The sequence below is a fragment of the Alloalcanivorax sp. C16-1 genome, assembly GCF_046507805.1.
Lineage (GTDB): Bacteria > Pseudomonadota > Gammaproteobacteria > Pseudomonadales > Alcanivoracaceae > Alloalcanivorax.
In genome coordinates, this window is record NZ_JBKFTK010000001.1 from 1,127,554 (window position 1) to 1,153,366 (window position 25,813).

26 protein-coding genes and 1 riboswitch are annotated in these 25,813 nt (G+C 65.6%); of the genes, 16 read left to right on the forward strand and 10 right to left on the reverse strand.

Going from position 1 to position 25,813, the window contains the following annotated elements; translation table 11 throughout:
- Positions 1-56: 56 nt before the first annotated feature.
- A complete protein-coding gene (locus tag ACLD0W_RS05355) occupies positions 57-1,040 on the forward strand; it encodes a hypothetical protein (protein WP_410306452.1) in 984 nt (327 codons plus the stop codon).
- Positions 1,041-1,044: 4 nt separating this feature from the next.
- Here ACLD0W_RS05355 and ACLD0W_RS05360 read toward each other — a convergent pair whose 3' ends face one another.
- Entirely contained in the window at positions 1,045-3,912 is a 2,868-nt protein-coding gene (locus tag ACLD0W_RS05360) for an EAL domain-containing protein (RefSeq protein WP_410306453.1), read from the reverse strand.
- A 157-nt stretch (positions 3,913-4,069) separates the two neighbouring features.
- Here ACLD0W_RS05360 and uvrD point away from each other — a divergent pair, with 157 nt between their 5' ends.
- Entirely contained in the window at positions 4,070-6,226 is a 2,157-nt protein-coding gene (gene uvrD, locus ACLD0W_RS05365; protein WP_410306454.1) for a DNA helicase II, read from the forward strand.
- A 66-nt stretch (positions 6,227-6,292) separates the two neighbouring features.
- Positions 6,293-7,453, forward strand: a complete 1,161-nt coding sequence (locus tag ACLD0W_RS05370) for a TRAP transporter substrate-binding protein (protein WP_410306455.1) — start codon at positions 6,293-6,295, stop codon at positions 7,451-7,453.
- A 26-nt stretch (positions 7,454-7,479) separates the two neighbouring features.
- Here the strand turns inward: ACLD0W_RS05370 and ACLD0W_RS05375 are convergent, their stop codons facing one another.
- From ACLD0W_RS05375 to ACLD0W_RS05385, 3 genes are read right to left on the reverse strand one after another with little or no spacing between them, the layout of a single operon-like run.
- Positions 7,480-7,869, reverse strand: a complete 390-nt coding sequence (locus ACLD0W_RS05375; protein ID WP_410306456.1) for an acyl-CoA thioesterase — start codon at positions 7,867-7,869, stop codon at positions 7,480-7,482.
- Between the two features lie 21 nt (positions 7,870-7,890).
- Entirely contained in the window at positions 7,891-9,276 is a 1,386-nt protein-coding gene (locus tag ACLD0W_RS05380) for a TRAP transporter large permease subunit (protein WP_410306457.1), read from the reverse strand.
- On the reverse strand, positions 9,267-9,830 hold the full coding sequence (locus ACLD0W_RS05385) for a TRAP transporter small permease subunit (protein ID WP_410306458.1): 564 nt from the start codon (positions 9,828-9,830) through the stop codon (positions 9,267-9,269). Before ACLD0W_RS05385 ends, ACLD0W_RS05380 begins: the two co-directional genes overlap by 10 nt.
- 374 nt (positions 9,831-10,204) lie before the next feature.
- Here ACLD0W_RS05385 and ACLD0W_RS05390 point away from each other — a divergent pair, with 374 nt between their 5' ends.
- From ACLD0W_RS05390 to arsB, 8 genes are all read left to right on the forward strand, one after another.
- Complete coding sequence (locus tag ACLD0W_RS05390; protein ID WP_410306459.1) at positions 10,205-11,203, forward strand: substrate-binding domain-containing protein; 999 nt, start codon at positions 10,205-10,207, stop codon at positions 11,201-11,203.
- 97 nt (positions 11,204-11,300) lie between these two features.
- The gene (gene pstC, locus ACLD0W_RS05395; protein WP_410306460.1) at positions 11,301-12,677 is read left to right on the forward strand and encodes a phosphate ABC transporter permease subunit PstC; all 1,377 of its coding nucleotides are present in this window, start codon (positions 11,301-11,303) and stop codon (positions 12,675-12,677) included.
- On the forward strand, positions 12,677-14,041 hold the full coding sequence (gene pstA / locus ACLD0W_RS05400) for a phosphate ABC transporter permease PstA (RefSeq protein ID WP_410306461.1): 1,365 nt from the start codon (positions 12,677-12,679) through the stop codon (positions 14,039-14,041). Before pstC ends, pstA begins: the two co-directional genes overlap by 1 nt.
- Positions 14,042-14,067: 26 nt before the next feature.
- Entirely contained in the window at positions 14,068-14,871 is an 804-nt protein-coding gene (gene pstB, locus ACLD0W_RS05405) for a phosphate ABC transporter ATP-binding protein PstB (protein WP_410306806.1), read from the forward strand.
- Positions 14,872-14,896: 25 nt separating this feature from the next.
- A complete protein-coding gene (gene phoU, locus ACLD0W_RS05410; RefSeq protein ID WP_204426657.1) occupies positions 14,897-15,613 on the forward strand; it encodes a phosphate signaling complex protein PhoU in 717 nt (238 codons plus the stop codon).
- A gap of 151 nt (positions 15,614-15,764) precedes the next feature.
- Complete coding sequence (locus tag ACLD0W_RS05415) at positions 15,765-16,106, forward strand: ArsR/SmtB family transcription factor (protein WP_410306462.1); 342 nt, start codon at positions 15,765-15,767, stop codon at positions 16,104-16,106.
- A 34-nt stretch (positions 16,107-16,140) separates the two neighbouring features.
- A complete protein-coding gene (locus ACLD0W_RS05420; protein WP_410306807.1) occupies positions 16,141-16,629 on the forward strand; it encodes an arsenate reductase ArsC in 489 nt (162 codons plus the stop codon).
- The gene (arsB, locus tag ACLD0W_RS05425) at positions 16,629-17,651 is read left to right on the forward strand and encodes an ACR3 family arsenite efflux transporter (RefSeq protein WP_410306463.1); all 1,023 of its coding nucleotides are present in this window, start codon (positions 16,629-16,631) and stop codon (positions 17,649-17,651) included. Before ACLD0W_RS05420 ends, arsB begins: the two co-directional genes overlap by 1 nt.
- 91 nt (positions 17,652-17,742) lie before the next feature.
- Here arsB and ACLD0W_RS05430 read toward each other — a convergent pair whose 3' ends face one another.
- Entirely contained in the window at positions 17,743-18,294 is a 552-nt protein-coding gene (locus ACLD0W_RS05430; RefSeq protein ID WP_410306464.1) for a YaeQ family protein, read from the reverse strand.
- A gap of 17 nt (positions 18,295-18,311) precedes the next feature.
- Entirely contained in the window at positions 18,312-18,860 is a 549-nt protein-coding gene (locus tag ACLD0W_RS05435; protein ID WP_410306465.1) for a TMEM165/GDT1 family protein, read from the reverse strand.
- Positions 18,861-18,913: 53 nt separating this feature from the next.
- A riboswitch (yybP-ykoY riboswitch) is annotated at positions 18,914-19,074 on the reverse strand.
- Positions 19,075-19,174: 100 nt separating this feature from the next.
- On the opposite strand from ACLD0W_RS05435, the gene ACLD0W_RS05440 reads away from it, so the two are divergent.
- Positions 19,175-19,768: a TetR/AcrR family transcriptional regulator gene (locus ACLD0W_RS05440; protein WP_410306466.1), complete on the forward strand. Its 594-nt coding sequence runs from the start codon at positions 19,175-19,177 to the stop codon at positions 19,766-19,768.
- A gap of 47 nt (positions 19,769-19,815) precedes the next feature.
- Entirely contained in the window at positions 19,816-20,022 is a 207-nt protein-coding gene (locus ACLD0W_RS05445; protein ID WP_410306467.1) for a SlyX family protein, read from the forward strand.
- 61 nt (positions 20,023-20,083) lie between these two features.
- Here ACLD0W_RS05445 and phoR read toward each other — a convergent pair whose 3' ends face one another.
- The 4 genes from phoR to ACLD0W_RS05465 form a co-directional block, all read right to left on the reverse strand.
- The gene (phoR, locus tag ACLD0W_RS05450; RefSeq protein ID WP_410306808.1) at positions 20,084-21,394 is read right to left on the reverse strand and encodes a phosphate regulon sensor histidine kinase PhoR; all 1,311 of its coding nucleotides are present in this window, start codon (positions 21,392-21,394) and stop codon (positions 20,084-20,086) included.
- Positions 21,395-21,606: 212 nt separating this feature from the next.
- Entirely contained in the window at positions 21,607-22,311 is a 705-nt protein-coding gene (gene phoB, locus ACLD0W_RS05455; RefSeq protein WP_410306468.1) for a phosphate regulon transcriptional regulator PhoB, read from the reverse strand.
- 83 nt (positions 22,312-22,394) lie between these two features.
- The gene (gene ubiA / locus ACLD0W_RS05460; protein ID WP_410306469.1) at positions 22,395-23,276 is read right to left on the reverse strand and encodes a 4-hydroxybenzoate octaprenyltransferase; all 882 of its coding nucleotides are present in this window, start codon (positions 23,274-23,276) and stop codon (positions 22,395-22,397) included.
- 3 nt (positions 23,277-23,279) lie between these two features.
- Entirely contained in the window at positions 23,280-23,798 is a 519-nt protein-coding gene (locus ACLD0W_RS05465; RefSeq protein WP_410306470.1) for a chorismate--pyruvate lyase family protein, read from the reverse strand.
- A gap of 227 nt (positions 23,799-24,025) precedes the next feature.
- On the opposite strand from ACLD0W_RS05465, the gene rd reads away from it, so the two are divergent.
- Genes rd through ACLD0W_RS05480 form a run of 3 tightly spaced genes read left to right on the forward strand, consistent with a single transcriptional unit; the run spans position 24,026 to position 25,792 of the window.
- On the forward strand, positions 24,026-24,190 hold the full coding sequence (rd, locus tag ACLD0W_RS05470; protein WP_138773523.1) for a rubredoxin: 165 nt from the start codon (positions 24,026-24,028) through the stop codon (positions 24,188-24,190).
- A gap of 57 nt (positions 24,191-24,247) precedes the next feature.
- Entirely contained in the window at positions 24,248-25,399 is a 1,152-nt protein-coding gene (locus ACLD0W_RS05475) for an NAD(P)/FAD-dependent oxidoreductase (protein WP_410306471.1), read from the forward strand.
- Positions 25,400-25,420: 21 nt separating this feature from the next.
- The gene (locus ACLD0W_RS05480; RefSeq protein WP_262730975.1) at positions 25,421-25,792 is read left to right on the forward strand and encodes a hypothetical protein; all 372 of its coding nucleotides are present in this window, start codon (positions 25,421-25,423) and stop codon (positions 25,790-25,792) included.
- The last annotated feature ends 21 nt before the right edge of the window (positions 25,793-25,813 follow it).

Genomic DNA, 25,813 nt, shown 5'->3' on the forward strand with positions numbered 1-25,813 from the left:
TGATACATTCTGCCCGCCAAACGCGGTTGGCTTTACAGGAAGGAACGGATGTCGTGATGGCGAATAAACAAGAGAAGGCGGATCGTTTACTCGATGCCCTGGTGGCCCATGTCCATGAAACCCTGGAGCCCGGCCGTATCGACGCCTGGCTGGAAGGGGAGCTGGATTTCCTGCTGGACCAGGCGGAGCGCCTGACCCTGGGCGAGGTGGTCAGTGCCGAACAGGTGCGGATCACCGCCCGCAAGTACGCCATCGAGGTGGAGCTGGGGGGCGGCATCCCCGAGCTGGTGGGCGAAATGGTGGAGCGCTTCTACGAGCACGGCATCCAGACCCGGCGCCGGGTGGGCGAGGTGGTCGACGAGGCCACCGTGGTGGCGCTGGTGGACAAGCTGCTGGAAGTGCCCCTGTCGCGGCAGGGCATCGGCTGGTTGAGCCGTAATCCGGTGCTGCTGGCGGTGCTGGCCGGCGGCACCCAACTGGGCCTGAAGACCTGGCTGCACCAGGGCATGCCCGGGCCGGTGCGCGGGCTGATCGACCGCCGCGTGCCGCCGCGCTGGCGGGCCGGGTTGGAGCTGCGCGTGCAGGACTGGCTGCAGGAGCGCATGGCGGCGTTGCTGGCGGACCCGTGGCTGTACAGCGACGACAATCTGGGGGCCCTGCGCGAGCTGGTGCTGGTGGCCTGGCAGGAGTTCGCCGAGCGCCCCCTGGAAGATCTGCGCGATCTGCTGGACAGCGAGGACATCCAGGAACTGTTCGTGATCGGCTACGACTTCTGGCGGGAGTTCCGCCACAGCGACTACTTCGCCGCACTGCTGGATGCCGGCGTGGACGCCTTCTTCGACAAATACGCCGAGCTGACCCTGCGTGAGCTGATCGACGAGGTGGGCCTGACCCGCGAGCATCTGCTGGACGACGCCCTGCGCTTCGGCCCGCCGGCGGTACAGCTGCTGAAAGAACGGGGCATGCTCGAGGCGTGGCTGCGCCGGCAGTTGGAACCCTTCTTCGCCAAGCCGGAGACGTTGGCGATCCTCGACGAGTAGCGGCCTACGCCGGGCCGTCGCCGGCCCGGTTGTGCTGCCGCTTGAGCAGCGCGAGCAGCTGATCCTCGGCCACCGGCCGGCTGATCAGATAGCCCTGGATGCTGTCGCAATCCATATCGCGCAGAATCTCCAGGTGCTGCTCGGTTTCCACCCCTTCCGCCACCACGCTCATGTTCAGGTTGTGCGCCATGTCGATGATGGCCCGGGTGATGGCCGCGTCTTCCTCGCTCTTGTGCAGGTCGGTGATAAAGGTGCGGTCGATCTTGAGGGTGTCCACCGGGAAGCGTTTCAGGTAGTTCAGCGACGAATAACCGGTGCCGAAATCGTCCAGGGACAGCCCCACGCCCCGCTCCCGTAAGCGTTCCAGCAGCGCGATGTTCTGGTCCATGTCTTCCATGATCAGGCTTTCGGTGAGCTCCAGCTCCAGCAGATGGGCGGGCAGCTCGGTGAGGTGCAGGATGCGGTCCACCACGTCCGCCAGATTGCCCTTGCGGAACTGGTGGGCGGACAGGTTCACCGACACGCGGATGTCGCCCAGGCCGCGCCGGTGCCATTGCCGGGCCTGCCGGCAGGAGCGTTCCAGCACCAGCTCGCCGATTGCGGAAATCAGCCCGGACTCCTCCGCCAGGGGAATGAATTCGGACGGCGCCAGCAGGCCCATGGTGGGATGCTGCCAGCGCACCAGCGCTTCCACCGAGGAGATGGTGTCGCTGGCCAGGTCCATCTTCGGTTGGTAGTGCACCACGAATTCGTTCTTGAAGATCGCCTTGCGCAGGCTGGTTTCCAGGGCCAGCTGCTCCACCGACGCCATTTGCATGCCCATGCGGTAGAACTGGAAGTTGTTGCCGCCGCCGCGCTTGGCCTGGTGCACCGCCATTTCCGCCTGGTTGATCATCGCCTGGGCTTCCTGGGCGGTGCTCGGGAACACGCTGATGCCGATGCTGGCGCCGAGCAGCAATTCATGGCCATCGATCAGGAACGGCTTTTTCATCATGTTGATCAGCTTCTGGCAGAGCACGCCGATCTGGGACTCGCCGCCGCAGTCCTCCAGCACCAGGGTGAATTCGTCGCCGCCCACTCGGGCCAGGTTCTCGTCGTTGACGCCGCAGGAGCAGATGCGCTCGGCGGCCTGCTTGAGCAGCCGGTCGCCGATCTCGTGGCCCAGGCTTTCGTTGATCGGCTTGAAGCGGTCCAGGTCGATCATCAGCAGGGCGGCCTTTTCCCGATTCAGCCGCGCCAGGGTCAGGGCGCGCTGCAGCCGCTCCCGGAACAGGGTGCGGTTGGGCAGGCCGGTGAGGCGGTCATAGTTGGACAGGAACTGGACCCGCTCCTCGGTTTCCTTGCGCGAGGTCAGGTCCGAGAGCATGCCCACATAGCGGATCACCCGCTGCTTCTCGTCCAGCACGCTGCTGATCTGCAGCCACTCCGGGAACGGCTCGCCATTGCGCCGGCGCTCGCTGATCTCGCCCTCCCAGAAACCGGTACGGCGCAGCGCCAGGGTGATGCTGCGGTAGATGTCCCGGTTGCGCTCCACATGGGGGTTGTCGGTCATGCTCTCGCCGAGCACCTCGGACTCGCGGAAGCCGGTGATCTGCTCGAAGCGGGCGTTCACCGCCAGGAAGCGGAAATGGCGGTCGAGAATAAAGATGCCCTCCGGGGCGTTCTCGAACACGGTGGCCGCCAGCCGTTGTTGCTCCTGGGCCTCGCGGGTGGCGGTGATGTCCCGGCGGGTGCCGATCATGCGCAGGGCGCGACCGTTGTCGCTCCACTCCACCACGCGGCCCTCGTCCTCGATCCAGCACCAGGGCCCGTTGGCGTGGCGCAGCCGGTAGAGGGCGTGGTAGCGGTCGGTTTCGCCTTTGAAGTGGCCCACCATGGCGCGGCGGATGGCGGGAAAATCGTCCGGGTGGACCAGTTGCTGCAGGTCGCCGAAGAAGTTGCGGAAGTACTCGCTCTCGTAGCCGAGGATGCGGTCGAAATTGGTGTGGTAGTTGGTGCCGCTCTGCAGGTCCCAGTCCCACAGGCCGATGTTGCTGGCGTCCAGCGCCAGCTGCAGGCGCTCGCCGGCGGCGCTCAGTTCCTTGTTGGCCTGCTCCAGGGCATGGGTGCGGTCGCTGACCATGGACTCCAGCCGGTCGTTGGCCTCCTGGAGGCGGCGGCGGGCTTCCTTGCGCTCCATGATCTCCTCGGCGAGTTTCTCGTTGAGCGCCTCGGCGTTGGCCCGGGCCCGGTCCAGGTAATCGATCAGGGCGGTGTTGCTGGTCTGCAGATCCAGGGCCTGGTGGGTGGTCTGGTTGATGCGCCGCGCGGCGATGATCAGAAAGCCCAGGGTGGCCACCAGCATGGCCGCCAGCGCCGGCTCACTGTCGTGGGTCACCACCAGCTGCGCGCAGGCCGGCCCCAGCAGGCAGGCCTGGTAGAGCACCACGGTGGGCAGGTGGCTGCTGTAGGCGGCCAGCGCCAGAATACTCAGGCCGATACCCAGGCAGCTCATGGTGAGCTGGGCATAAAGCATGGAATCGGAGAGCAGGCTGTCGGCGGGATTGAACAGAAAACCGGCGGCGCCCATGCACACCGCGGACAGCAGGATCGACAGGGACACCCGCCACAGGTCGCGGCGGCCGCCGCCGTAGCCGGCCCGCGCGGTCAGCAGCCAGGCCAGCCGCGCCACCAGGACGGTCAGCACCACCAGCACCCAGCCCACCAGCCAGGGGCGCGGCGTGGGCGTGCTCCAATAGGCCCACAGGGCGGCAATCGCGGCCAGGGCTTCCAGCACGTTCATGCTCTTCACCCCACTGGTGAGGTGTTGGCACTGGGCGCGGATCACCGCCGTCTGCTGCTTGCTGGTATGTGGCTCGGATGAAGTCGACACAGGTTCGTTCCAGGCTCTGGGCCTCGGGCGCCGTCGCGTGGGTCGCCCGGCTTTTTGTTTGGCAGTTTACCCAGCCCCACGGAATAGGGAAACCGGATAGCGCGTTGCCGTTCACATCTACCGCGTCCGGCCGGCGGTTCTGATAAACTTCGCCGCCATGGATGACATCACCCCCCTGATCGAAGGCCTCAATGCCGCCCAACGCGACGCCGTGACCGCCGAGGACCGCCACCTGCTGGTGCTGGCCGGCGCCGGCTCGGGCAAAACCCGTGTGCTGGTGCACCGCATCGCCTGGCAGATCGCCACCGGCCAGGCCTCGCCGTTCGGCGTGCTGGCGGTGACCTTCACCAACAAGGCGGCCGCCGAAATGCGCGGCCGCATCGAACAGCTCCTCGAGATGCCCGCCGGCGGCATGTGGGTGGGCACCTTCCACAATATTGCCCACCGACTGCTGCGCGCCCACTGGCAGGAGACCGGCCTGCCCCAGAACTTCGAAATCATCGACGCCGAGGACCAGCAGCGGCTGGTTCGGCGGGTGATCCGCGAGCTGGGGCTCGACGAGCAGCGCTGGCCGGCCCGCCAGGCCACCTGGTTCATCAATGGCCAGAAAGACGAGGGGTTGCGCGCCGCTCACATGGATATCGGCGAGGGCGACCTCTTTCTTAAGACCATGCAGACGATCTATCTGGCCTATGAGGAAGCCTGCGGGCGCGGCGGCCTGGTGGATTTCAACGAAATGCTGCTGCGGGTGCTGGAGCTGTTCCGCGACAACGACGGCCTGCGCGGCCATTACCAGCGCCGCTTCCGGCACCTGCTGGTGGATGAGTTCCAGGACACCAACGCCATTCAATACGCCTGGCTGCGGTTGCTGGCCAGCGACGACAACGCGGTCACCATCGTCGGCGACGACGACCAGTCCATCTACGGCTGGCGCGGCGCCAAAATCGAGAACATCCACAAGTTCAGCCGCGACTTCCCGGACACCCGCACCGTGCGCCTGGAGCAGAACTACCGCTCCACCGGCACCATCCTGCAGGCGGCCAACGCGGTGATCGGCAACAACAGCGACCGGCTCGGCAAGGAACTGTGGACCGACGGCGGCCACGGCGACCCGATCCGGCTGTACGCGGGCTTCAACGAGGTGGACGAAGCGCGCTTTATCGCCGGCAAGGTGGAGAACCTGGTGCAGCAGGGTGGCCTGCGCCGGGAGGTGGCGGTGCTGTACCGCTCCAACGCCCAGTCCCGGGTGCTGGAGGAAGCCTTTCTGCAGGCCGGCATTCCCTACCGCATCTACGGCGGCCAGCGCTTCTTCGAGCGCGCCGAGATCAAGAACGCGCTGTCCTACCTGCGCTTGCTCAGCAACCGGCGCGCGGACTCCGCCTTCGAGCGGGTGGTCAACACCCCGACCCGGGGGATCGGCGCCAAGACCCTGGAAGCCCTGCGCCAGATCGCCCGGGAGCGCGGCCTGCCGTTGTGGGACGCGGCGGCGGCGATGATCAACGAGCGGCTGCTCAGCGCCCGCGCCGGCAACGCCCTGCTGGCGTTCCTGCAGCTGGTGGACCGGCTGGCGGAGGAAACCGCCGACCTGGATCTGGCGGAAACCGCCGAGCACGTGATCGCCGCCAGCGGCCTGCTCGATTTCCACGGCCAGGAGAAGGGCGAAAAGGGCCAGCAGCGGCAGGAAAACCTGCGCGAGCTGATCTCCGCCACCCGCCAGTTCGGCGACGAGGACGGCGAGGACGACCCGCTCGCCGCCTTCCTCGACCACGCCGCCCTGGAGGCCGGCGAAGGCCAGGCCGACGCCCATGAAGACGCGGTGCAGATGATGACGCTGCATTCCGCCAAGGGGTTGGAGTTTCCGGTGGTGTTCATCACCGGCCTGGAAGAGGGCCTGTTCCCGCACCAGATGTCCTCCGAGGAACCGGGCCGGCTCGCCGAGGAACGGCGCCTGTGCTACGTGGGTGTGACCCGCGCCATGCGCGAGCTGTACCTGACCCACGCGGAGAGCCGCCGGCTCTACGGCAACGAGACGTTCAACCCGCCGAGCCGCTTTCTGCGCGAGATCCCCGGCGAACTGCTGGAGGAGGTGCGCGCCCGCGCCGGCGTCACCCGCCCGGTGGGCGGCGGCGGGACGCTGCGCCAGGAAGACGCCAATGGTATTGTGCTGGGGGCGCGGGTGTTGCATCCCAAGTTCGGCGAGGGGACGGTGCTGCATTTCGAGGGCCAGGGGCCCAACGCCCGCCTGCAGATCAATTTCGACGGCGCCGGCACCAAATGGCTGGTGAGCCAGTACGCGCGCCTGGAAGTGATCTGAATAAACTGCGCGATGAATCGCACTTTGTTAATCCGTGCACAACAACAACACGATCGGGAGATTTCAATGGATCGTCGTAAATTCGTTTCCGCCCTGGGTCTGGGGCTCGGCGGCGTCGCTCTGGCCGGCTGTGGCCAGGACAACGGCAACAACGCTCAATCCGGTGAGGCCGCCGGCGCGGCCCAGGCCGATACCGCCGCCAAAAAACCGGCGAAAACCCTGGAATGGAAGCTGGTCACCGCCTGGCCGAAGAACTACCCGGGCCTGGGCACCGGCGCCAACCGCTTCGCCGAGCGGGTCACCGCCATGTCCGGCGGCCGCCTGACCGTGAAGGTCTACGGCGCCGGTGAGCTGGTGCCGGCGATGGGCGTGTTCGACGCGGTGCGCGACGGCAGCGCGGACATGGGCCACTCCGCCTCCTATTACTGGAAGGGCAAGCACCCGGCCACCCCGTTCTTCACCGCCGTGCCCTTCGGCCTCACCGCCCAGGAAATCAACAGCTGGATGAACTTCGGCGGCGGCCAGGAACTGTGGGACGAGCTGTACGGCGGCTTCGGCATCAAACCGCTGCCCTGCGGCAACAGCGGCACCCAGATGGGTGGCTGGTTCCGTAAGGAAATCAACAGCCTGGCGGACATCAAGGGCCTCAAGATCCGGGCCCCGGGCCTGGCCGGCGAGATCATGCAGCGGATCGGCGCCACCCCGGTGCAGATGCCCGGCGGCGAGGTGTTCACCTCCATGCAGACCGGCGCCCTGGACGCCGCCGACTGGGTCGGCCCCTACAACGACCTGGCCTTCGGCCTGCACAAGGTGGCCGACTACTACTACTACCCGGGCTGGGCGGAGCCGGGTGCCATGCTGGAAATGATGATCAACAAGGAGAAGTGGGAATCGCTGCCCGACGACCTCCAGGAGATCGTCAAGAACGCCGCCGAGGCGGAGAACCAGCACATCTACGATGAGTTCACCGCGCGCAACGCGGAGGCCCTCAAGCAACTGGTGGACGAGCACGGCACCCAGCTGCGCCGGTTCCCGGACGAGGTGCTGATGAAGCTGCACGAAACCAGCGAGCAGGTGATCCAGGATCTGGTGGCCGGCAACGACCAGGCCCGGCGGATCTATGAATCCTACCGGGACTTCCGCGATTCCGTGGTGCCCTACGTGGCGGTGGCCGAACAGTCCGCGCTCAACGTCCGCTCCATGGTGCTGGGCCAGAAAACGTCCTGAAGAGCAGGCGCCCTTCGGGCGCCTTTTCAGTCCCGCGGCACTGACCGGGTGCGGCCATTCTCGTCGATGGCCACGAAGGTGAAGTGCCCCTCGGTGACCTTGGCCAGGGCACCGCTGTCCTCCACGATCCACACCTCCACCAGAATCTGCATGGAACTGCGGCCGATGTCCTGCATGCGGGTGTAGCAGCTCACCACGGCGCCCACCGGCACCGGGCGCAGGAACGCCATGGAATCAATGGCCACCGTGGCCACCCGGCCGCGGGCCCGGGCCCGGGCAGTGACGGCGCCGGCCAGGTCCATCTGCGAGACCAGCCAGCCGCCGAAGATGTCGCCGTTCCAGTTGGCGTTCTCGGGCATGGCGATGGTCTGCAGTGCCAGGGTGCCTTGCGGCCGGGGAGTGTCGTCGTTGGTCATGTTATTGGAATCCGAAAATCCTTATCCATTAAGGAGCCCGGGCAACCAGGTGGCCAGGTCGGGAAACAGGGCCAGGATGCCGAGCATGGTCAGTTGAATCAGAATAAAGGGTATCACGCCTGTGTAGATATGCGCGGTGCGTACCTCCGGGGGTGTGACGCCCCGCAGATAGAACAGGGCAAAGCCGAACGGCGGCGTCAGGAACGAGGTCTGCAGGTTCAGGGCGATCATCACCCCCAGCCAGATCGGGTCCACGCCCATGGCCAGCAGCACCGGCCCGACGATGGGGACCACCACGAAGGTGATCTCCATGAAATCGAGAATAAAGCCCAGCAGGAACACGATCAGCATCACCACCAGCATGGCGCCGACCACGCCGCCGGGCAGGGCGTCGAACAGGTGCGCCACGGTCTCGTCGCCACCGTAGGCGCGGAACACCAGTGAGAACAGGCTGGCGCCGATCAGGATCATGAACACCATGGCGGTGACGCGGGTGGTGCCACGCACCGTCTCGCGCAGAATGTGCAGGTCCAGGTGGCGGTTGATGGCGGCCAGCAGCAGCGAGCCGAAGGCGCCCACGCCGGCGGCCTCGGTGGGGGTGGCGAAACCGGCCAGGATCGAGCCCATCACCGCGGCGATCAGCAGCAGCGGTGCCAGCAGCCCGCGCAGCAGGGAGCTGTCGTCCACGCCGTCCACCCGGGCGTCCTCCGCGCGCATGGCCGGCGCCATCTCCGGGCGCAGCTTGGAAATCACCAGCACATAGATCAGATACATGGCCACCAGCACCAGGCCGGGCACCAGGGCGCCCACGAACAGGTCGCCCACGGACACCGTGTCCAGGGCCCAGCGGCCCTGGGCCAGCTGCGCTTCCTGATAGGCGGTGGAGAGCACGTCGCCCAGCAGCACCAGGGCGATGGACGGCGGGATGATCTGGCCCAGGGTGCCGGTGGCGCAGATCAGGCCGGTGGCCAGGCGCGGGTCGTAACCGTGGCGCAGCATGGTGGGCAGCGACAGCAGGCCCATGGTCACCACGGTGGCGCCGACGATGCCGGTGCTGGCCGCCAGCAGCGCGCCCACCAGTACGATGGCCAGCCCCAGGCCGCCGGGAAACACCGCCAGCAGCCGGCCCATGCTGGCCAGCAGGCGCTCCGCCACCCGCGATTTCTCCAGCATCACGCCCATGAACACGAACAACGGCACCGCCATCAGGCTGGTGTTCTCGATGATGCCGAACAGGCGCCCGGGCAGAAAGGTCAGCTCGGACATCTCCACGGCGCCGGTGAGCAGGCCGCCGAGGCCGAACATCAGGGCCACGCCGCCCAGGCAGAAGGCCACCGGGTAGCCGCTCAGCAGCACCACGCCCACCGCCAGGAACATCAGCAGCGGGATCAGCTGGATCAGCTCCATGCGTCCCCCTCATCGTGCTGCACCGGCTCCGGCGCGTGGGCGCCGGCCAGGGTCAGGCCGGCGTGGATCAGCTCGGCCACCGCCTGCACGGTAAGCAGCGCCGGCAGCGCCAGCAGCAGGCTCTTGAGCACGAACACCAGCGGCAGGCCGCCGTTGTCGGAGGCCTCCAGGCCGGCCCAGCTGTTCAGCACGTAATGCAGGCAGAGCGTGAAGATGGCGACGCACAGTGGCAGCAGCAGCAACAGGGTGCCGAGCAGATTGACCAGGGCCTTACGGCGGGGGCTGAAATGCTGATAGAAGACGTCGACGCGGACGTGCTCGTCGAGGGCCAGGGTGTAGGCGGCGCCGAGCATGAACAGGGCCCCGTGCAGGTAGGTGATGCTCTCCTGGAGGGCGATATTGCCGATGCCGAAGCCGTAGCGCAGCACCACCACCAGCACCATCAGCAGCACCATGGCGATGGCGAACCAGGCGCAGCAGTGGCCCACTCCGCAGGTAAAGGCGGTGAGCCGCCGCTGCCAGCGCATCAGCGCCTGTTGTTGTCGTGAAATCAAAATTGCCTCGCCGGATCCCGGGTCCGGCGCGAATTATACGGATGATGGGCCGTCAGGTCAGCAAACACGCGGGCTGCGCGGCCTTTTTGTATCACTTTTTCGTGCCCCTTTCGGCGCCCGGCGGCGGTTCGGGGTGAATTTGTCATCTTAGTGTCATTTAGCGGTTTCATACTGCCTCGCGACTGGAAAACCGGGCGGCGGGCCGTCGCGAACCGTGTCACAGTTCCAACGTGTCACATTGTTGCAATGGTCCTTGCCCACAATCGACCTCCCCTGGCCCGGGCACCGTCGGGGGATCCGGATCAGCGAGCCCGGGCAAGGGCGGCATCGAGGGCGATGTCGCTCCATTCGCAGATGCAGACGAGGATTCAACAATGCGTTTCAAGAAAGCTCTTGGTTTGGCCTTCGCCGCCGTTTCCATGACCGCCGCCGCGGCGCCGGCCATGGCCCGTGACACCATTCAGATCGCCGGTTCTTCCACCGTGCTGCCCTACGCCAGCATCGTGGCCGAGCAGTTCGGCAACGCCTTCCCGTTCAACACCCCGGTGGTCGGCTCCGGCGGCTCCAGCGGCGGCCTGCGCCAGTTCTGCCAGGGCGTCGGTGAGAACACCATCGACATCGCCAACGCCTCCCGCGCCATCAAATCCAGCGAGATCGAGAGCTGCGGCAAGGCCGGCGTGAAGGAAATCCTGGAAGTGCGCTTCGGCTACGACGGCATCGTGTTCGCCTCCAACGCCAGCAAGGGCACCTTCAAGCTGAAGCCGGAGCACGTCTACAAGGCGATCGCCGCCCAGGTACCGAAGGACGGCAAAATGGTGGCCAACCCCTACACCAAGTGGTCGCAGATCGATAAGTCCCTGCCGGACCAGGAAATCGTGCTGGTGATCCCGGCCTCCAACCACGGCACCCGTGAAGTGTTCGAAGAGAAAGTGGTGCTGGACGGCTGCAAGGCGGACGACGAGGAAGCCTGCCTGAAGTTCCGTCAGGACGGCCGCGTGATCGAGATCTCCGGTGACTACACCGAAACCCTGGCCCGTCTGCAGGCGCAAGCCGACGCGGTGGGTGTGTTCGGCCTGGGCTTCTACGAGCAGAACCGTGACCGCCTGAAAGTGGCCACCATCAACGGCATCACCCCGACCCTGGAAACCATCGGCTCCGGCGAATACCCGGTATCCCGCCCGCTGTTCTTCTACGTGAAGGGCGAGCACATCGGTTCCATCCCGGGCATCGAGGAATACGTGCAGTACTTCCTGAGCGAAGACGTGTCCGGCTTCGGCAGCCAGCTGGAAGAGATCGGTCTGATTCCGCTGAACGACGAAGAGCGCGAGCAGGCGATCGCTGATTTCAAAGACCGCAAGGTCGTCAGCAAGTAACATAGGCAGCCATTGCCAACCACGGCCCCCGTCGGTCCCACGCCTTCGGGGGTCGTTGTTTAAATACGGTCAACGGGTACGCTCAAATGGAGTCACGATGGACAACATGACGCTGATCGTTCTGCTCCTGATCCTGATGGGCGTGGCCTATCAACTGGGTCTCACCCGGAGCCGCTCGGTCGCCACCACCACCACCGGGCGCATGAACTCCCGGCCCGGCTACTACGGTTGGCTGGTGGCGCTGTGGTGCGGTCTGCCGGCGTTACTGGTGTTCGTGCTCTGGACCCTGCTGGAACCCGCGGTGATCCGCTCGGTGGTGTTCTCGCAACTGCCGCCGGAAATGTCCAACCTGTCGTCGCAGCAGGTCGGCAACCTGATGCAGCGGCTCGGCGATATCGCCAGTGGCTATGGCGTCTCCGGGGAGCCGGCGCCCTACGAGGTGGCGGCGGCGGAAACGCTGGCGCGGCTGCGCGGCATCGGCGAGCTGGCCAAGATCGCGGTGATGGCGTCCCTGGCCCTGGGCGGGCTGTTCATCGCCCGTGGCCGGATCCGCCCGCAACTGCGGGCACGCAATCATGTGGAGAAGGTGGTCAACGTCGGCCTGCTGCTGTGTTCCGGCGTGGCGATCCTCACCACCGTGGGCATCGTGTTCTCCATGTTCGGGGAAGCGATGCGCTTCTTTTCGTTCGTCAATCCACTGGACTTCTTTTTCGGTCTGAACTGGAACCCACGTTTCAGCAGTACCGGCCACAGCAACTACGGCGATTTCGGTCTGCTGCCGTTGCTCTGGGGCACGCTGATGATCAGCATCATCGCGTTGCTGGTGGCGGTGCCGGTGGGTTTGATGACCGCCATTTACATGTCGGAGTACGCGCCCTCCTGGCTGCGTTCCTTCGCCAAGCCGGTGATCGAAGTGCTCGCCGGCATCCCCACCATCGTCTACGGCGTGTTCGCCTTGATGGTGGTGGGCCCGTTCTTCTCCAGTGTGGGTGACCTGGTCGGCATCCAGATTCGCTCCACCAGCGCCCTCACCGCCGGTTTCGTGATGGGCGTGATGATCATCCCGTTCGTATCGTCGCTGTCCGACGACATCATTTCCCAGGTGCCCCAGTCGCTGCGCGACGGCTCCCTGGGCATGGGCGCCACCAAGTCGGAAACCATCCGCCAGGTGGTGCTGCCGGCGGCGCTGCCGGGCATCGTCGGCGCCTTTCTGCTGGCCGCCAGCCGCGCCATCGGCGAAACCATGATCGTGGTGCTGGCCGCCGGCAACAGCCCGGTGCTGCACGCCAATCCGTTCGAGGCGGTGTCCACGGTGACGGTGACCATCGTCAACCAGCTCACCGGTGACACCGACTTCGCCAGCCCGCAATCCCTGGTGGCGTTCGCGCTGGGTCTGACCCTGTTCGTGATCACCCTGGGCCTGAACGTGGTGGCCCTGTACATCGTCCGTAAATACCGGGAGCAATACGACTGATGGCCAACAGTACGATGGAGTCCGGTGTCGACCCGCGTGCGCGGATCCAGAGTCAGGTGGAGCAAAGCCTGCGCCGCCGCCACGCCAGGGAAAAGCGCTTCCGCCGGTTCGGCCTCACCGCGGTGATGCTGGGGCTGGCGTTCGTGGCGGTGCTGTTCGTGAGCATCTTCTCCCGGGGGCTGCCGGCTTTCTGGCAGTCCACCCTGACCCTGGACGTGCGTTTTGATCCGGCGGTGCTGAACATGGGCCCGCCGCCGCAACAGCAGCCCGAGGAGTCGCCCCGGGACTTCCAGCAGCGCCTCAACGCCTGGAACTTCCAGCTCACCATGGCGAGCTGGAACACCATTCTGGAAGACGCCCTGATCGCCGAGAAGCCGGCGCTGGAAGAGCACCGCCGGCAGCTGCGCAAGCTGTTCACCAGCGGCGCCAAATACCGGCTGCGCGACATGGTGGCGGAGAACCCGTCCCTGATTGGCCAGAGCCGCGAAGTGACGCTGCTCGCCGACGCGGAGGTGGACGTCTGGATTCGCGGCAATATCGACCGCAGTCTGCCGGACGCGCGCCTTCAGCTCAGCCCGGAGCTGCGCCGCATCGCCGATGAACTGCACGAGGACGGCCTGCTCGACGTGACCTTCAGCACCACGCTGTTCACCAACTCGGACTCGCGCAGCTCGCCGGCCTCCGCCGGCCTGGCCGGCGCCTTCATGGGCTCGCTGTTCATGATGCTGGTGGTGATCGTGCTGGCGGTGCCGGTGGGCGTGGCCAGCGCCATTTACCTGGAAGAGTTCGCGCCCAAGAACAGATTGGTCGACTTGATCGAGGTGAACATCAATAACCTGGCGGCGGTGCCGTCCATCGTGTTCGGCCTGTTGGGCGCCTCGATCTTCATCAACTGGTTCCGGCTGCCGCTGTCGGCGCCGCTGGTGGGGGGGCTGGTGCTCAGCCTGATGACCCTGCCCACGGTGATCATCACCACCCGTTCCGCGCTCAAGGCGGTGCCGCCGTCGATCCGTCAGGCGGCGCTGGCCCTGGGCGCCTCGCGGGTGCAGACGGTGTTCCAGCAGGTGCTGCCGCTGGCGATTCCGGGCATCCTGACCGGGGCCATCATCGGCGTGGCCCAGGCCCTGGGGGAAACGGCGCCGCTGCTGCTGATCGGCATGAACGCCTTCGTGGCCAACATCCCGACCACGCCGTTTGAACAATCCACGGCCCTGCCGGTCCAGATCTATCTCTGGCAGGGAAATGAGATGCGCAACTTCTTCGAAGCGCGCACCTCGGCGGCGATCATCGTGCTGTTGTTGATGATGATCACCCTCAACGCATTCGCCATTTGGCTGCGCAAGAAATTCGAGAGAAGGTGGTGACAATGAAGATGGTTGATCCGGAAGTGATGGTCCAGCACAGGGACGACCGGCAATCCCAGTCGCCGGCGTCGCAAGCCGTCAAGATCAATGCCCGGGACGTCAAGATCTATTACGGCGAGACGCAGGCGATCAAGGGCATCGATCTGGACATCATGGAAAACGAGGTGATCTCGTTCATCGGCCCGTCCGGGTGTGGCAAGTCCACCTTCCTGCGCGCGCTTAATCGCATGAACGACACCATCGAGGGCTGCCGCCTGGAAGGCACCGTGACCCTGGATGGCGAGGACATCTACGATCCGTCCCTGGACGTGGTGCTGCTGCGCGCCAAGGTGGGCATGGTGTTCCAGAAGCCCAACCCGTTCCCCAAGTCGATCTACGACAACATCGCCTATGGCCCGCGCCTGCACGGCCTGGCCAGGCGCAAGTACGACCTGGACGAGATCGTCGAGACCAGCCTGCGCAAGGCCGGTCTGTGGGACGAGGTGAAGGACCGTCTCGACAAGCCGGGCACCGGCCTGTCCGGCGGCCAGCAGCAGCGGCTGTGCATCGCCCGGGCCATCGCCGTGAGCCCGGAAGTGATTCTGATGGACGAGCCCTGCTCGGCGCTGGACCCGATCGCCACCGCCAAGATCGAGGAGTTGATCGATGAGCTCACCGAGGCCTACACCATCGTCATCGTTACCCACTCCATGCAGCAGGCGGCGCGGGTGTCCCATCGCACCGCCTACTTCCATCTGGGCGAACTGGTCGAGGTGAACGACACCGAGACGGTGTTCACCAAACCCGAAAACGAACTCACCGAAGCCTACATCACCGGCCGCTTCGGCTAAGGCCAGAGGTCCAAGGAGAACAAACATGGATCGCATGCATTTTGGTCAGCACAGCTCCTCGCAGTTCAACGAAGCGTTGGAGTCGATTCGCAACCACCTGATGGAAATGGGTGGCCTGGTGGAAAAGCAGGTGGTCGACGCCCTGGAAGCTCTGCTGCGCGCCGACTCCGGCCTGGCCGAGAAGGTGCTGCAGACCGAGGAAAAGGTCGACCAGCAGGAAATCCAGATCGATGAGGAATGCGCCCGGGTACTGGCCCTGCGCCACCCGGCGGCCTCCGACCTGCGTCTGATCATCGCCGTGTCCAAGGCGGTGTCCGACCTGGAACGGATCGGTGATGAGTCCGCCAAGATCGCCGCCATGGCCCTGCAACTGGCCGAGGAAGGCGAATCCCCGCGCGGCTACGTGGAGGTGCGCCACATCGGCAACCATGTGCGCAATATGCTGCGCGACACCCTGGACGCCTTCGCCCGCTTCGACGCCGACAAGGCGGTGGAAGTGGCCGCCGAGGACACCGAGGTGGACATGGAATACCGCTCCGCCATGCGTGCTCTGGTGACCTTCATGATGGAGGACCCGCGGGCCATTTCCCGGGTGCTCAACATCATCTGGTCGCTGCGCGCCCTGGAGCGCATCGGCGACCACGCCCGCAATATCGGCGAGCAGGTGATCTTCCTGGTCAAGGGCACCGATGTACGGCACATCTCCATCGACCAGATGGAGAAAGAGGTGAAAAAACCCTGAGGGATCCGTACCCTGGGCTTGGTTTTCTGCCATAAAACCTTCATGGGCCCGGCCTTGCGCCGGGCTTTTTTCACGCTAATATATCCGTAAATCCGGATATACGAAATCAAAGTCCGACCCCCGATCAAGAGTGCGACCGCGAGGAACCGCCATGCACGCTGTCCAGACCGCCCCCGCCGAAGTGTCCGTCGCCAGCCTGTGCAAGTGCCTGGGCGATGAGCTGCGACTCAGCCTGGTGTGCCTGATGGAGACGGACCGGGAGGTCTGTGTGTGCGACCTGGTGGCGGCCCTGGACGCGCCCCAGTCCACCATCTCCCGCCATCTGGCCCAGTTGCGCCAGTGCGGCTTGGTGGTGGCCCGGCGCCAGGGCACCTGGATGCATTACAGGATCAACGGCGCCCTGCCAGAGTGGGCGCTTACTATCATTGAAAGCCTTGTGCGGCAGGGCCGGCGCCAATTGGGCCTGCGACCTCTGCAAGGACAATGCTGCTAACCGCCGAACGTTCACCGGAGAGACGACCGTGAAAATGCCGCTGAAACTGCTGTTTCTGTGCACCGCCAATTCCTGCCGCTCGATCCTCGGTGAGGCGCTGGCCAATCATTTGGGCGAGGGCCGCCTGGTGGCCCGCAGCGCCGGCAGCCACCCCTCCGGCCGGGTCAACGCCCACGCCCTGGCGGTGCTTGAGCGCCACGGCGTGCCGGTGGGCCGGCCCACCTCCAAATCCATGGACGACCTGGAAGACCCATGGTTCGACGTGGTCATCACGGTGTGCGACGCCGCCGCCGGCGAAGCCTGTCCGGTGTGGCTGTCCGAGTCCGCCAAGGTGCACTGGGGGATTCCGGACCCGGCCGCCGCGGAGGGCGACGAGGCGCACATCCAGGCGGTGTTCGAGGACACCTACGCGCGGTTGCGGGCGCGCCTGGAGGACGTGGTGGCGCTGGACCTTGAATCCCTTAACCCGCTCGGCCTGACCGCGGCGCTGCAAAAGATTCACCGGGACCAGGGCGACCACTGATGCCATTCTTCGAGCGCTTCTTGAGTGTCTGGGTGGGGCTGGCGATCGTCGCGGGCGTCGCCCTGGGGCTGGCGGCACCGGGCCTGTTCCAGGCGGTGGCCGCCTTCGAGGTGGCCCATGTGAACCTGGCGGTGGCGGTGTTCATCTGGGTGATGATCTACCCGATGATGATCCAGATCGACTTCGCCGCCATGAAGCGGGTGGGCGACAAGCCCAAGGGCCTGCTGCTCACCCTGGTGGTGAACTGGCTGATCAAGCCGTTCACCATGGCGGCCCTGGGCTGGCTGTTCTTCAAGGTGCTGTTCGCCGATCTGGTGGACCCGCAGACCGGCAGCGAGTACATCGCCGGCATGATCCTGCTGGGCGTGGCGCCGTGCACCGCCATGGTGTTCGTATGGAGCCACCTCACCAAGGGCGACGCCAACTACACCCTGGTGCAGGTGTCGGTGAACGACGTGATCATGGTGTTCGCCTTCGCGCCCATCGCGGCGCTGCTGCTTGGGGTCAGCGACATCACCGTGCCCTGGGACACGCTGGTGCTGTCCACCGTGCTGTACGTGCTGCTGCCTCTGATGGCCGGGGCGTTCACCCGGCGCTGGCTGAGCGGTCGCGGCGGCGAACAGGCGGTGGATGATTTCGTCCATACCCTCAAGCCGGTGAGCGTGCTGGGCCTGCTGGCCACGGTGGTGCTGCTGTTCGGCTTCCAGGCCGAGACCATTCTCGCCAAGCCCCAGGCCATCGTGCTGATCGCTATTCCGCTGCTGATCCAGACCTACGGCATCTTTGTGATCGCCTTCGTCGCCGCCCGCTGGCTGCGCCTGCCGCATAACGTGGCCGGCCCGGCCTGCCTGATCGGCACCTCCAACTTTTTCGAACTGGCGGTGGCGGTGGCGATCAGCCTGTTCGGGTTGTCCTCGGGCGCCGCTCTCGCCACGGTGGTGGGCGTGCTGGTGGAAGTGCCGGTGATGTTGTCGTTGGTGGCGATCGTTAATCGCACCCGGGGCTGGTTCGAGGAAGAATAGTTGCAAGCTTCAAGCTACAAGCCGCAAGCAGGTCCGGCGGAGCGGACAGGTTTTCGCTTGTAGCTTGCCGCTTGAAGCTTGTAGCCGTTTTTTAGAACGCGTCGCCCACATGCCAGGCAGTCAGTCGGATCTCGACGGAGTGGCCGGTATCCCCGAGCCAGAGCTGCCCGTCCTGGATCATCGCCTGCAATTGCATCTGGCGTTGGCAGCATTCGGCCAGAGCGGCCTCGCTGGCCGGGTCCACGTTGATAATGCGCAGATTCCCAAAACGCCGAACCTTGTCGCGCATGCCTTCCCACCAAACCTGGGGGCCGCGTTGCCCGTAGACGTAAACGGTGACACGGCGGGCGAGGCCGCAGGCTTTACGCAGCCGCTTTTCGTCGGGCATGCCCAGTTCAATCCAGTGTGTCAGTGTTTGATCCGGCTCGTGCTGCCACAGGTCCGGTTCCTCGGTGCTGGAAAGCCCACGGGTAAAGGACAGATCCTGGTGGGCATTCAGGGCGAACGCCATCAGCCGCAGCATCATGCGCGCCTCGGTTTCGGAGGGGTGCAACGCCACCGTCAGGTTGTGGGTGGCGTAGTAATCCCGGTCCATGTCCGAGACGGTCAGTTCCGCTTTGTGGATGGTGGCGGTCAGCGCCATGCGGGTTTCTCCCCAGGTCAGATCAGTGCCCAGACACCGAAGGCGATGAACAGGGCGGCGCTGATCCGGTGGGCCCACACCTCGAAACGCTCGCTGGCGAGACGGTGGGCCACCCAGATCACCGGCAGATTGGCGGCGATCATACCCGTGGTGGTGCCCAGAAGCACCGGCCAGAATTCCTGGAAACGCACCGCCAGGGCCACCGTGGCCACCTGGGTCTTGTCGCCGATCTCGGCGATGAAGAACAGCACCAGGCTGGTCAGGAAGGGGCCGAAGCGGTACTTATCCCCGACTTCCTCGTCCTTGTCGGGAATCAGCATCCACAGGCCCAGGGCGATAAAGCTCAAACCCAGAATCCACCGCAGCCAGTGGGTCGGAATGGCGCCGGCCAGCCAGTCGCCGAACCAGACGCTGATGCCGTGGTTGACCAGGGTGGCGACGATCACGCCGGCGAGGATCGGCCAGGGCTTGCGATAGCGCACCACCAGGGCCAGGGACAGCAATTGGGTTTTATCGCCGATTTCGCCCAGGGCGACCAGCAGGGTGGAAGAGAGAAAAGCGTCCAACGGAGTTCCTTAGGGGGGCGGGATCGACCAATAACCAGAGACATCGCCCGTCGATCCCGCCCCCGCGGAATACGGACAATGCCTCAGGTCTCGTCGATACCGCGGCGCGAAAGGCTTCGCGTGCGGGACACGGCCGCCATGCGCATTGAGGCGCAAATATGTTGACGACCGTCAGGGCGGGGTGGCCCGGCGACTACTCCCCCAAGACGGCGATAACCTTAGCGGCGGCAGGGGCTTAAATCAAGCGCGCAACGCTGGGCTCCCCGTGACCTCATGTGTATGTTGTAAACATACGAACGGAAGGAAGTTGCACGGTGCCCTCATCAACGAAAATGCCAGCCGCCCGCTATCACCACGGCGACCTGCGCCGCGCCCTGGTGGAAGAAGGCCTGGCGCTGCTGTCGGAGAATGGCGACAACGGCTTCAGTCTCCGCGAACTGGCCCGTCGGGTGGGCGTCACCGCCAATGCCAGTTACCGGCATTTCGCCAACAAGGAGGCGCTGCTGCAGGCGCTGGCGTCGGAAGGGTTCCGGCGCCTCAGCGCCGCCCAGCAGGACGCGGAGGCCCGCGCCGCCGACGGTGACCAGCTGCTGGCCGCCGGGCGCAGCTATATCCGCTTCGCCCACCAGCATCCGGCTCTGTTCGGGCTGATGTTCAGCGTGATTCCGCCGCACCGGCGCGGTGATGAATTGAGCGAGGCGTCCCGGGCGTCCTTCGAGGCCCTGCGTCAGGCGGTGGTGCGGGGCTGGCCCGGCGAGGCGCCGGAGCCGGCCCGGGTCACCCGCGCGGCCCTGCGCGCCTGGGCGCTGGTCCATGGCCTGTCGCAACTGTCGCTGGACGGGCAGCTGGACTGGCTGGAAGAGGACCCGCTGGATTTGGCGCAGTCGGTGCTGGCCGGCGCCGTGTAGCGCCAGGCGGTGGAGCGCTATACTGCCGCTCCGGTTCAGGAGGTGCCATGAGCGAAGACCGTTTTCTCGATATCGAAACCAAGCTGGCCTACCAGGAAGATCTGGTGGCCAGCCTTAACCAGGTGGTCGCCGACCAGCAGCGCAAGCTGGACGAGCTGGAAACCGCCTGCCGCAAACTGGTCGACCGGGTGGTGGAACAGGGTGAAGAGCTGGCGGCCCTGCGCATCCAGGACGCGCCGCCCCCGCACTACTGATCGCGGCTTAAGCGGAATGCCGCCCGGCCGCTGCTACGGCGGTGGTCGATGATCGGGTGCGTCAGGTGTTCGCCACGGCGGGCTTGTCCACCAGCCGGGCCGGCGGAAAGTGGCAGGTGAAAGTGCTGCCCTTGCCCAGGGCGCTCTGGATTTCCAGCTTGCCGTCGTGGCGCAGCATCACGTGTTTGACGATGGCCAGCCCCAGCCCGGTACCGCCGGTCTGGGTGACGCGGCTGTTGTCCGGCCGGTAGAAGCGCTCGGTAAGGCGCGGAATGTGCTGCGGGTCGATGCCCACGCCGTCGTCGGTCACCGACAAATGCCCGCCCTGGTCGTCGCGCCACCACTGGATATGAATGTGGCCCTCCGCCGGGGTGTACTTCACCGCGTTGGTGATCAGATTGCCGAAGGCGCTTTCCAGCTCCGCCGGATTGGCCAGCAGCCGCGCGTCCTCCGGTACGGTCAGCGTGATCCGGTGGTGTTTCTCCGGCATCAGCGCCAGGGCACTCTCGCGCATGCGGTGCAGCATGCCGTGCACCGCCACCGCCTGACCGGTGTTGTCCGCCTTGGTGTTCTCCAACCGTGACAGCAGCAGCAGATCGTTGACCAGCGCCTCCATGCGGTGGCTTTGCGTACTCATCTGCTGCAGCGCCCGGCGTAACCGGGTCTGCTCCTCCGGCACCGTATCCTGCAGCGTCTCCAGATACCCCTTGAGCACGGTCAGCGGCGTTTTCAGTTCGTGGCTCACGTTGGCCACGAAGTCCTTGCGCATCTCTTCCAGGTGATGAAGCCGGGTCATATCCCGCGCCAGGATCAACTGATCCCCCTCGCCGAACTCGGTGATCCGGAACTGCAGAATGCGGCTGTCGTTGACCGGGGAAGGAATTTCCAGCGGCTCGTTGAAGCGCCCCTGGCTGAGGTAATCGGTAAAGCGCGGATGGCGCATCAGGTTGGTCAGCGGCTGGCCCAGATCCTTATCCGGCCGAAACCCCAGATGCCGCTCGGCGGCGTGGTTCCAATACTCCAGATGACCATGGCGGTCGATCATCACCACCACGTCCTCCAGGGCGTTCACCGACGCCTGGGCCCGCTGGATGATGCCCTGCAGGTTGTCCTGCGCCCGCCGCTCCTGGCGGAACAGATGCTCCAGCCGGGTATAGAACTCGCCCCACAGCCCCACGCTGTCCGGCGGATCGGTATGCTCCTCGCGCACCAGCCACACGTACAACGCGAACAACTGCCGCGTGCTCCACACAATGTACAACCCCAGCACCGCCACCAACGGCCACACACTGCGCCACAACACACACAACGCCACCCCGGCCGCCACCAGAATCAGAATCCGATTCACTTCCTTGGCCAGACTGGCCCGCATACCGGAGGGATGCTTCATGAAAAACGTCTCAAAATACCTAACCGCACACTAACCCCAAACCAGCAAGGCGTCACGGCGGTTAACGCGAAGCGGGAAGAGCAGGCCCGGTCCCGGACCGTAGCTGGCCAGGGATGGCCAGCTCGAGCCTACAAGGATGTACTCGCGGCGTGTCCGGGACCGGGCCTGCTCTTCCCGCGCCCCTCAATCTGGAGTTACGAAGCCTGGCTGGTCTTCACCGAGAACCGATAACCCGTCCCCCGCACCGTCTGAATAAACCCGTCAAACCCATGCGGCGCCAACGCCTTGCGCAACCGCCGGATATGCACATCGATGGTGCGATCCTCCACGTACACGTTCGCCCCCCACACCTGATCCAGCAACTGGGTCCGGGAATAGGCGCGCTCCTGATGGCTCATGAAGAACTCCAGCAGCCGGTACTCGGTGGGGCCCATGTCCACCGGATCGCCATGGGCGCTGATGCGATGGCTCACCGGATCCAGACACAGCCCCTCCACATCGATGGCCTTCTCCGCCGCCGCCGCCGAGGACCGGCGCAGCACCGCCTTGATCCGCGAAATCAGCTCGCGGGTGGAAAACGGCTTGGTGATGTAATCGTCGGCGCCCACGTCCAGGCCCTGGATCTTGTTGTCTTCCTCGCTCTTGGCCGTGAGCATGATGATCGGCACCTCGGCGGTGGCGTCCTCGCGCTTGAGGCGACGCGCCAGCTCGATACCGCTCACCGAGGGCAGCATCCAGTCCAGCAGGACCAGGTCGGGGCGTTCATCGACGATGCGTTCATGGGCGCGCTGGGCGTTCTCGGCCTCCAGCACATCGAAATCGGCCAATTCCAGGGCCACCGCCACCATTTCGCGGATGGCGGGTTCATCGTCGACGATCAGAATGCGGTTGCGGGACATATTGGCGTTCTCTGGGTTTTCCCGTTGAAGTGCCCCTATTAGATTGCCTTTTTATGACATCCTGATGACAAATTAGCACCTTTTCAGGCGCTGATCAGGTAATGAAAATAAAGGCCGGCGAACACACTGGCGCCGGCCCAGTGGTTGCTGAGAAACGCCTGAAAGCACGGCCCCGGCTGGCGGTAGCGGATGCGCCACTGCTGGTGCACGAATCCGGCCGCCATGCCGGCCAGGCCCAGGTACCAGGGCCCGCTCAGCCCCAGCCGCTGGCCCACCAGCCACAGCGCCACCAGGGTCAGCGCCTGCAGCACGCCCACCATCAGCCGGTCCAGGTCGCCGAACAGGATGGCGGTGCTCTTCACGCCGATCTTGAGGTCGTCCTCCCGGTCGCACATGGCGTACTCGGTGTCGTAGCCCACCGTCCACAGCAGGTTGGTGACGAACAGCAGCCAGGCGATCTCGGGCACGGCGCCGGTCTCCGCCGCGAACGCCATGGGAATCGCCCAGCTGAAGGCGGCGCCCAAAAACAGTTGTGGCAGATAGGTGAAGCGCTTGGTGAAGGGATAGAGCATGGCCAGGGCCAGGCCGCCGAACGACAGCAGCAGGGTGAAGCGGTTCAGGAACAGCACCAGCACGAAGGCCAGCAGGCCCAGGCCGCAGAACAGCAGCAGCGCCTGTTTGACGCTCAGTGCGCCGGTGGCCAGCGGCCGCTCCCGGGTGCGCGTCACGTGGCCGTCGAAGTCGCGGTCGGCGAAATCGTTGATCACGCAGCCGGCGGCGCGCATCACATAGACACCGAGCACGAAAATCACGATGTGCTTGAGGCTGGGGGTCCCGTCGCCGGCGATCCACAGGGCCCACAGCGTGGGCCACATCAGCAGCATGCTGCCGATCGGCCGGTCCAGCCGCATCAGCTGAATCCAGGGCCACAGCGAGGGCCAGCGGTGCTCCACGAAGGCGAGCATAGGTCAGTCCCTTATCAGTTCCCACAGCGCGGGCAGAAAGTGCTCGGCCACCAGCAGCGGCCGGCCACGCTTCACGAACCGGGATTGTCGCCCCCAACAGGGCCCCTGGCCAGTGGGGCTGAGGCCGAAGCGCACCCACACCTGATCGCGGTGCGCCAGGGGCCGGCGGTACAGCTCGCTGCCCAGGGAACGGCTGCCCATATGGCCCAGGCTGCGGTTGGCGTTGGCCAGGGTGGCCAGCGGCAGCACGCTGCGCGCTTCCACCACCGGCTGCTCGTGGACATACAGAGTCACTTCGCGGATCAGGGCGTACTGGCGACCGATGCGCCCCAGCTGGGCCTGCTCTTCCAGGGTCGGGCGTTCGATGGCGCCATCACGCGGGGCTACCCGGAATGGACCGTGGCGGCGCAGCCGGGCGGTCAGCGAACCGGGGTCCGCCAGCCAATCACGGATCAGGGGAGGCAGAACAAGGCGTTCCTGGGCGCGCCAGCGGGTATCGGCGCGCAGGGCGGTATCGGGCATGGTGTTCGCTCAATCGCGGCGGGCGCGGGGACTATGGCCCAGGATGACCGTTCGATCAAGGGTCGGCACGAACCCTGCTTACCCCCACGGGGCGGCGCGGCATGGCCGCCCGGCAAAGGTGCCATTATCCACTGTCATTGATTTTTACGGCGGCCGTGGCTACGTTAGCGGGCCCCTGGAACGGCCCGTCTACCCGGGCCCGGCTTCCGACGAAACGAGGTTTAAGCATGAAGAAATGGGAATGCGTGGTGTGCGGCTTCATCTACGATGAAGAAGAAGGCCTGCCCGAGGAAGGCATCGAGCCCGGTACCAAATGGGAAGATGTGCCGGAAGACTGGGTGTGCCCGGACTGCGGCGTGGGCAAGGAAGACTTCGAGATGATCGAAATCTGAACCACCCCGGCCCGTTTTTCTGTTCGCCACTCACCGCAAGATGACCCAGGACCCGCCATGAACCCCATCGTCGTTATCGGATCCGGCCTGGCCGGTTTCAACACGGTCAAGGAATTCCGCAAGCTGGACAAGGAAACGCCGGTGGTGGTGCTCACCGCCGACGACGGGCGCAACTACTCCAAGCCCATGCTCTCCACCGGCTTCACCAAGGAAAAAAGCGCCGACGACCTGGCCATGGCCACGCCGGAGCAGGTGGCCGAGCAGTTCAACGTTACCGTGCGCACCGGCGTCCACGTGGCCGGCATCGACACCGACAAGCAACGGGTGCTGCTGCCGGACGACCACCTGGATTACAGCGCCCTGGTGCTGGCCCTGGGTGCCGACACCTGGACGCCGCCGCTGGAAGGCGACGCGGTGGGCGAGGTGTTCTCGGTCAACGACCTGATGGATTACGCCCGCTTCCGCCAGGCCCTGGACGGCAAGAAGAGCGTCACCATTCTGGGCGGCGGCCTGATTGGCTGCGAGTTCGCCAACGACCTGTCCAACGGCGGCTTCCAGGTAAACCTGGTGGAACCCCTGGGCCGCTGCCTGCCCATGCTGTTGCCGGAGCCGGCCTCCGCCGCCGTGGGGCGCGGCCTGGAAAGCCTGGGCGTGACGTTTCATTTCGGCCCGCTGGCCAAAGCGGTGCACCACGACCGGGACGGCGCCGGCCTGGTCACCGAGCTGTCCGACGGCACCCACCTGAAATCCGACCTGGTGCTGTCCGCCATCGGCCTGCGGCCGCGCATCGACATCGCCAAGGACGCCGGCCTGCGCACCAACCGTGGCATCCTCACCGACCGTACCCTGCGCACCAGCGCCGACAACGTCTATGCCCTGGGTGACTGCGCCGAGGTGGAAGGCCATGTGCTGCCCTACGTGCTGCCGCTGATGGCCGGCGCCCGGGCCCTGGCCAAAACCCTGGCCGGCGAGCCCACCCCGGTGAGCTACGGCGTGATGCCGGTGACCATCAAGACCCCGGCCTGCCCGGTGGTGGTGTGCCCGCCGCCGGAAGAACTGGACGGTGAATGGGACATCCAGGCCGACGGCAACGACGTGCAGGCCCTGTTCCGCGATCAGGAAGGCGCCCTGCGCGGCTACGCCCTCACCGGCGAAGCGGTTAAGGAAAAGCTCAAACTCAACAAGGAACTGCCCGCGCTGATGCCCTGACGGCGGCCGGCTGGAGACCCGATGAAATTCCGTTTGATCCTGCTGGTTTTGGGTTGGCGGCTGGCCTGGCTGGCCCGCCGCCACCCGGGCTTTCGCAAACAGCTCGAGCATCGTGACGTGGTGATGCAGTGGCGCACCTTCAACGGGCGCGCCGCCCGCTGGTACCACTTCCGGCCGGGGCATGTGGCCAGCAAGGGTGGCCTGCACCCGACCCCGTCGGTGACGCTCAACTTCAAGGACGCGGACTACGCGTTTCGTACCCTCAAGGCGTCCGGCAAGAACCAGATGGCCTTCATGGAAGGCATGCAGGCCGGTGACATCAAGGTGGAGGGCGACCCGGGCCACCTGATGTGGTTCATGACGCTGATGAAATTCATCGCCGGCAAGGCCTGACCGCCCCGGGTCTTGATCCGT

Coding starts and splice junctions, on each gene's coding strand:
- ACLD0W_RS05355 (WP_410306452.1), top strand. CDS start 57: ATGGCGAATAAACAAGAGAAGGCGGATCGTTTACTCGATGCCCTGGTG.
- uvrD (WP_410306454.1), top strand. CDS start 4,070: ATGGATGACATCACCCCCCTGATCGAAGGCCTCAATGCCGCCCAACGC.
- ACLD0W_RS05370 (WP_410306455.1), top strand. CDS start 6,293: ATGGATCGTCGTAAATTCGTTTCCGCCCTGGGTCTGGGGCTCGGCGGC.
- ACLD0W_RS05375 (WP_410306456.1), bottom strand. CDS start 7,869: ATGACCAACGACGACACTCCCCGGCCGCAAGGCACCCTGGCACTGCAG.
- ACLD0W_RS05380 (WP_410306457.1), bottom strand. CDS start 9,276: ATGGAGCTGATCCAGCTGATCCCGCTGCTGATGTTCCTGGCGGTGGGC.
- ACLD0W_RS05390 (WP_410306459.1), top strand. CDS start 10,205: ATGCGTTTCAAGAAAGCTCTTGGTTTGGCCTTCGCCGCCGTTTCCATG.
- pstC (WP_410306460.1), top strand. CDS start 11,301: ATGGACAACATGACGCTGATCGTTCTGCTCCTGATCCTGATGGGCGTG.
- pstA (WP_410306461.1), top strand. CDS start 12,677: ATGGCCAACAGTACGATGGAGTCCGGTGTCGACCCGCGTGCGCGGATC.
- pstB (WP_410306806.1), top strand. CDS start 14,068: ATGGTCCAGCACAGGGACGACCGGCAATCCCAGTCGCCGGCGTCGCAA.
- phoU (WP_204426657.1), top strand. CDS start 14,897: ATGGATCGCATGCATTTTGGTCAGCACAGCTCCTCGCAGTTCAACGAA.
- ACLD0W_RS05415 (WP_410306462.1), top strand. CDS start 15,765: ATGCACGCTGTCCAGACCGCCCCCGCCGAAGTGTCCGTCGCCAGCCTG.
- ACLD0W_RS05420 (WP_410306807.1), top strand. CDS start 16,141: ATGCCGCTGAAACTGCTGTTTCTGTGCACCGCCAATTCCTGCCGCTCG.
- arsB (WP_410306463.1), top strand. CDS start 16,629: ATGCCATTCTTCGAGCGCTTCTTGAGTGTCTGGGTGGGGCTGGCGATC.
- ACLD0W_RS05430 (WP_410306464.1), bottom strand. CDS start 18,294: ATGGCGCTGACCGCCACCATCCACAAAGCGGAACTGACCGTCTCGGAC.
- ACLD0W_RS05445 (WP_410306467.1), top strand. CDS start 19,816: ATGAGCGAAGACCGTTTTCTCGATATCGAAACCAAGCTGGCCTACCAG.
- phoR (WP_410306808.1), bottom strand. CDS start 21,394: ATGCGGGCCAGTCTGGCCAAGGAAGTGAATCGGATTCTGATTCTGGTG.
- phoB (WP_410306468.1), bottom strand. CDS start 22,311: ATGTCCCGCAACCGCATTCTGATCGTCGACGATGAACCCGCCATCCGC.
- ubiA (WP_410306469.1), bottom strand. CDS start 23,276: ATGCTCGCCTTCGTGGAGCACCGCTGGCCCTCGCTGTGGCCCTGGATT.
- ACLD0W_RS05465 (WP_410306470.1), bottom strand. CDS start 23,798: ATGCCCGATACCGCCCTGCGCGCCGATACCCGCTGGCGCGCCCAGGAA.
- rd (WP_138773523.1), top strand. CDS start 24,026: ATGAAGAAATGGGAATGCGTGGTGTGCGGCTTCATCTACGATGAAGAA.
- ACLD0W_RS05475 (WP_410306471.1), top strand. CDS start 24,248: ATGAACCCCATCGTCGTTATCGGATCCGGCCTGGCCGGTTTCAACACG.
- ACLD0W_RS05480 (WP_262730975.1), top strand. CDS start 25,421: ATGAAATTCCGTTTGATCCTGCTGGTTTTGGGTTGGCGGCTGGCCTGG.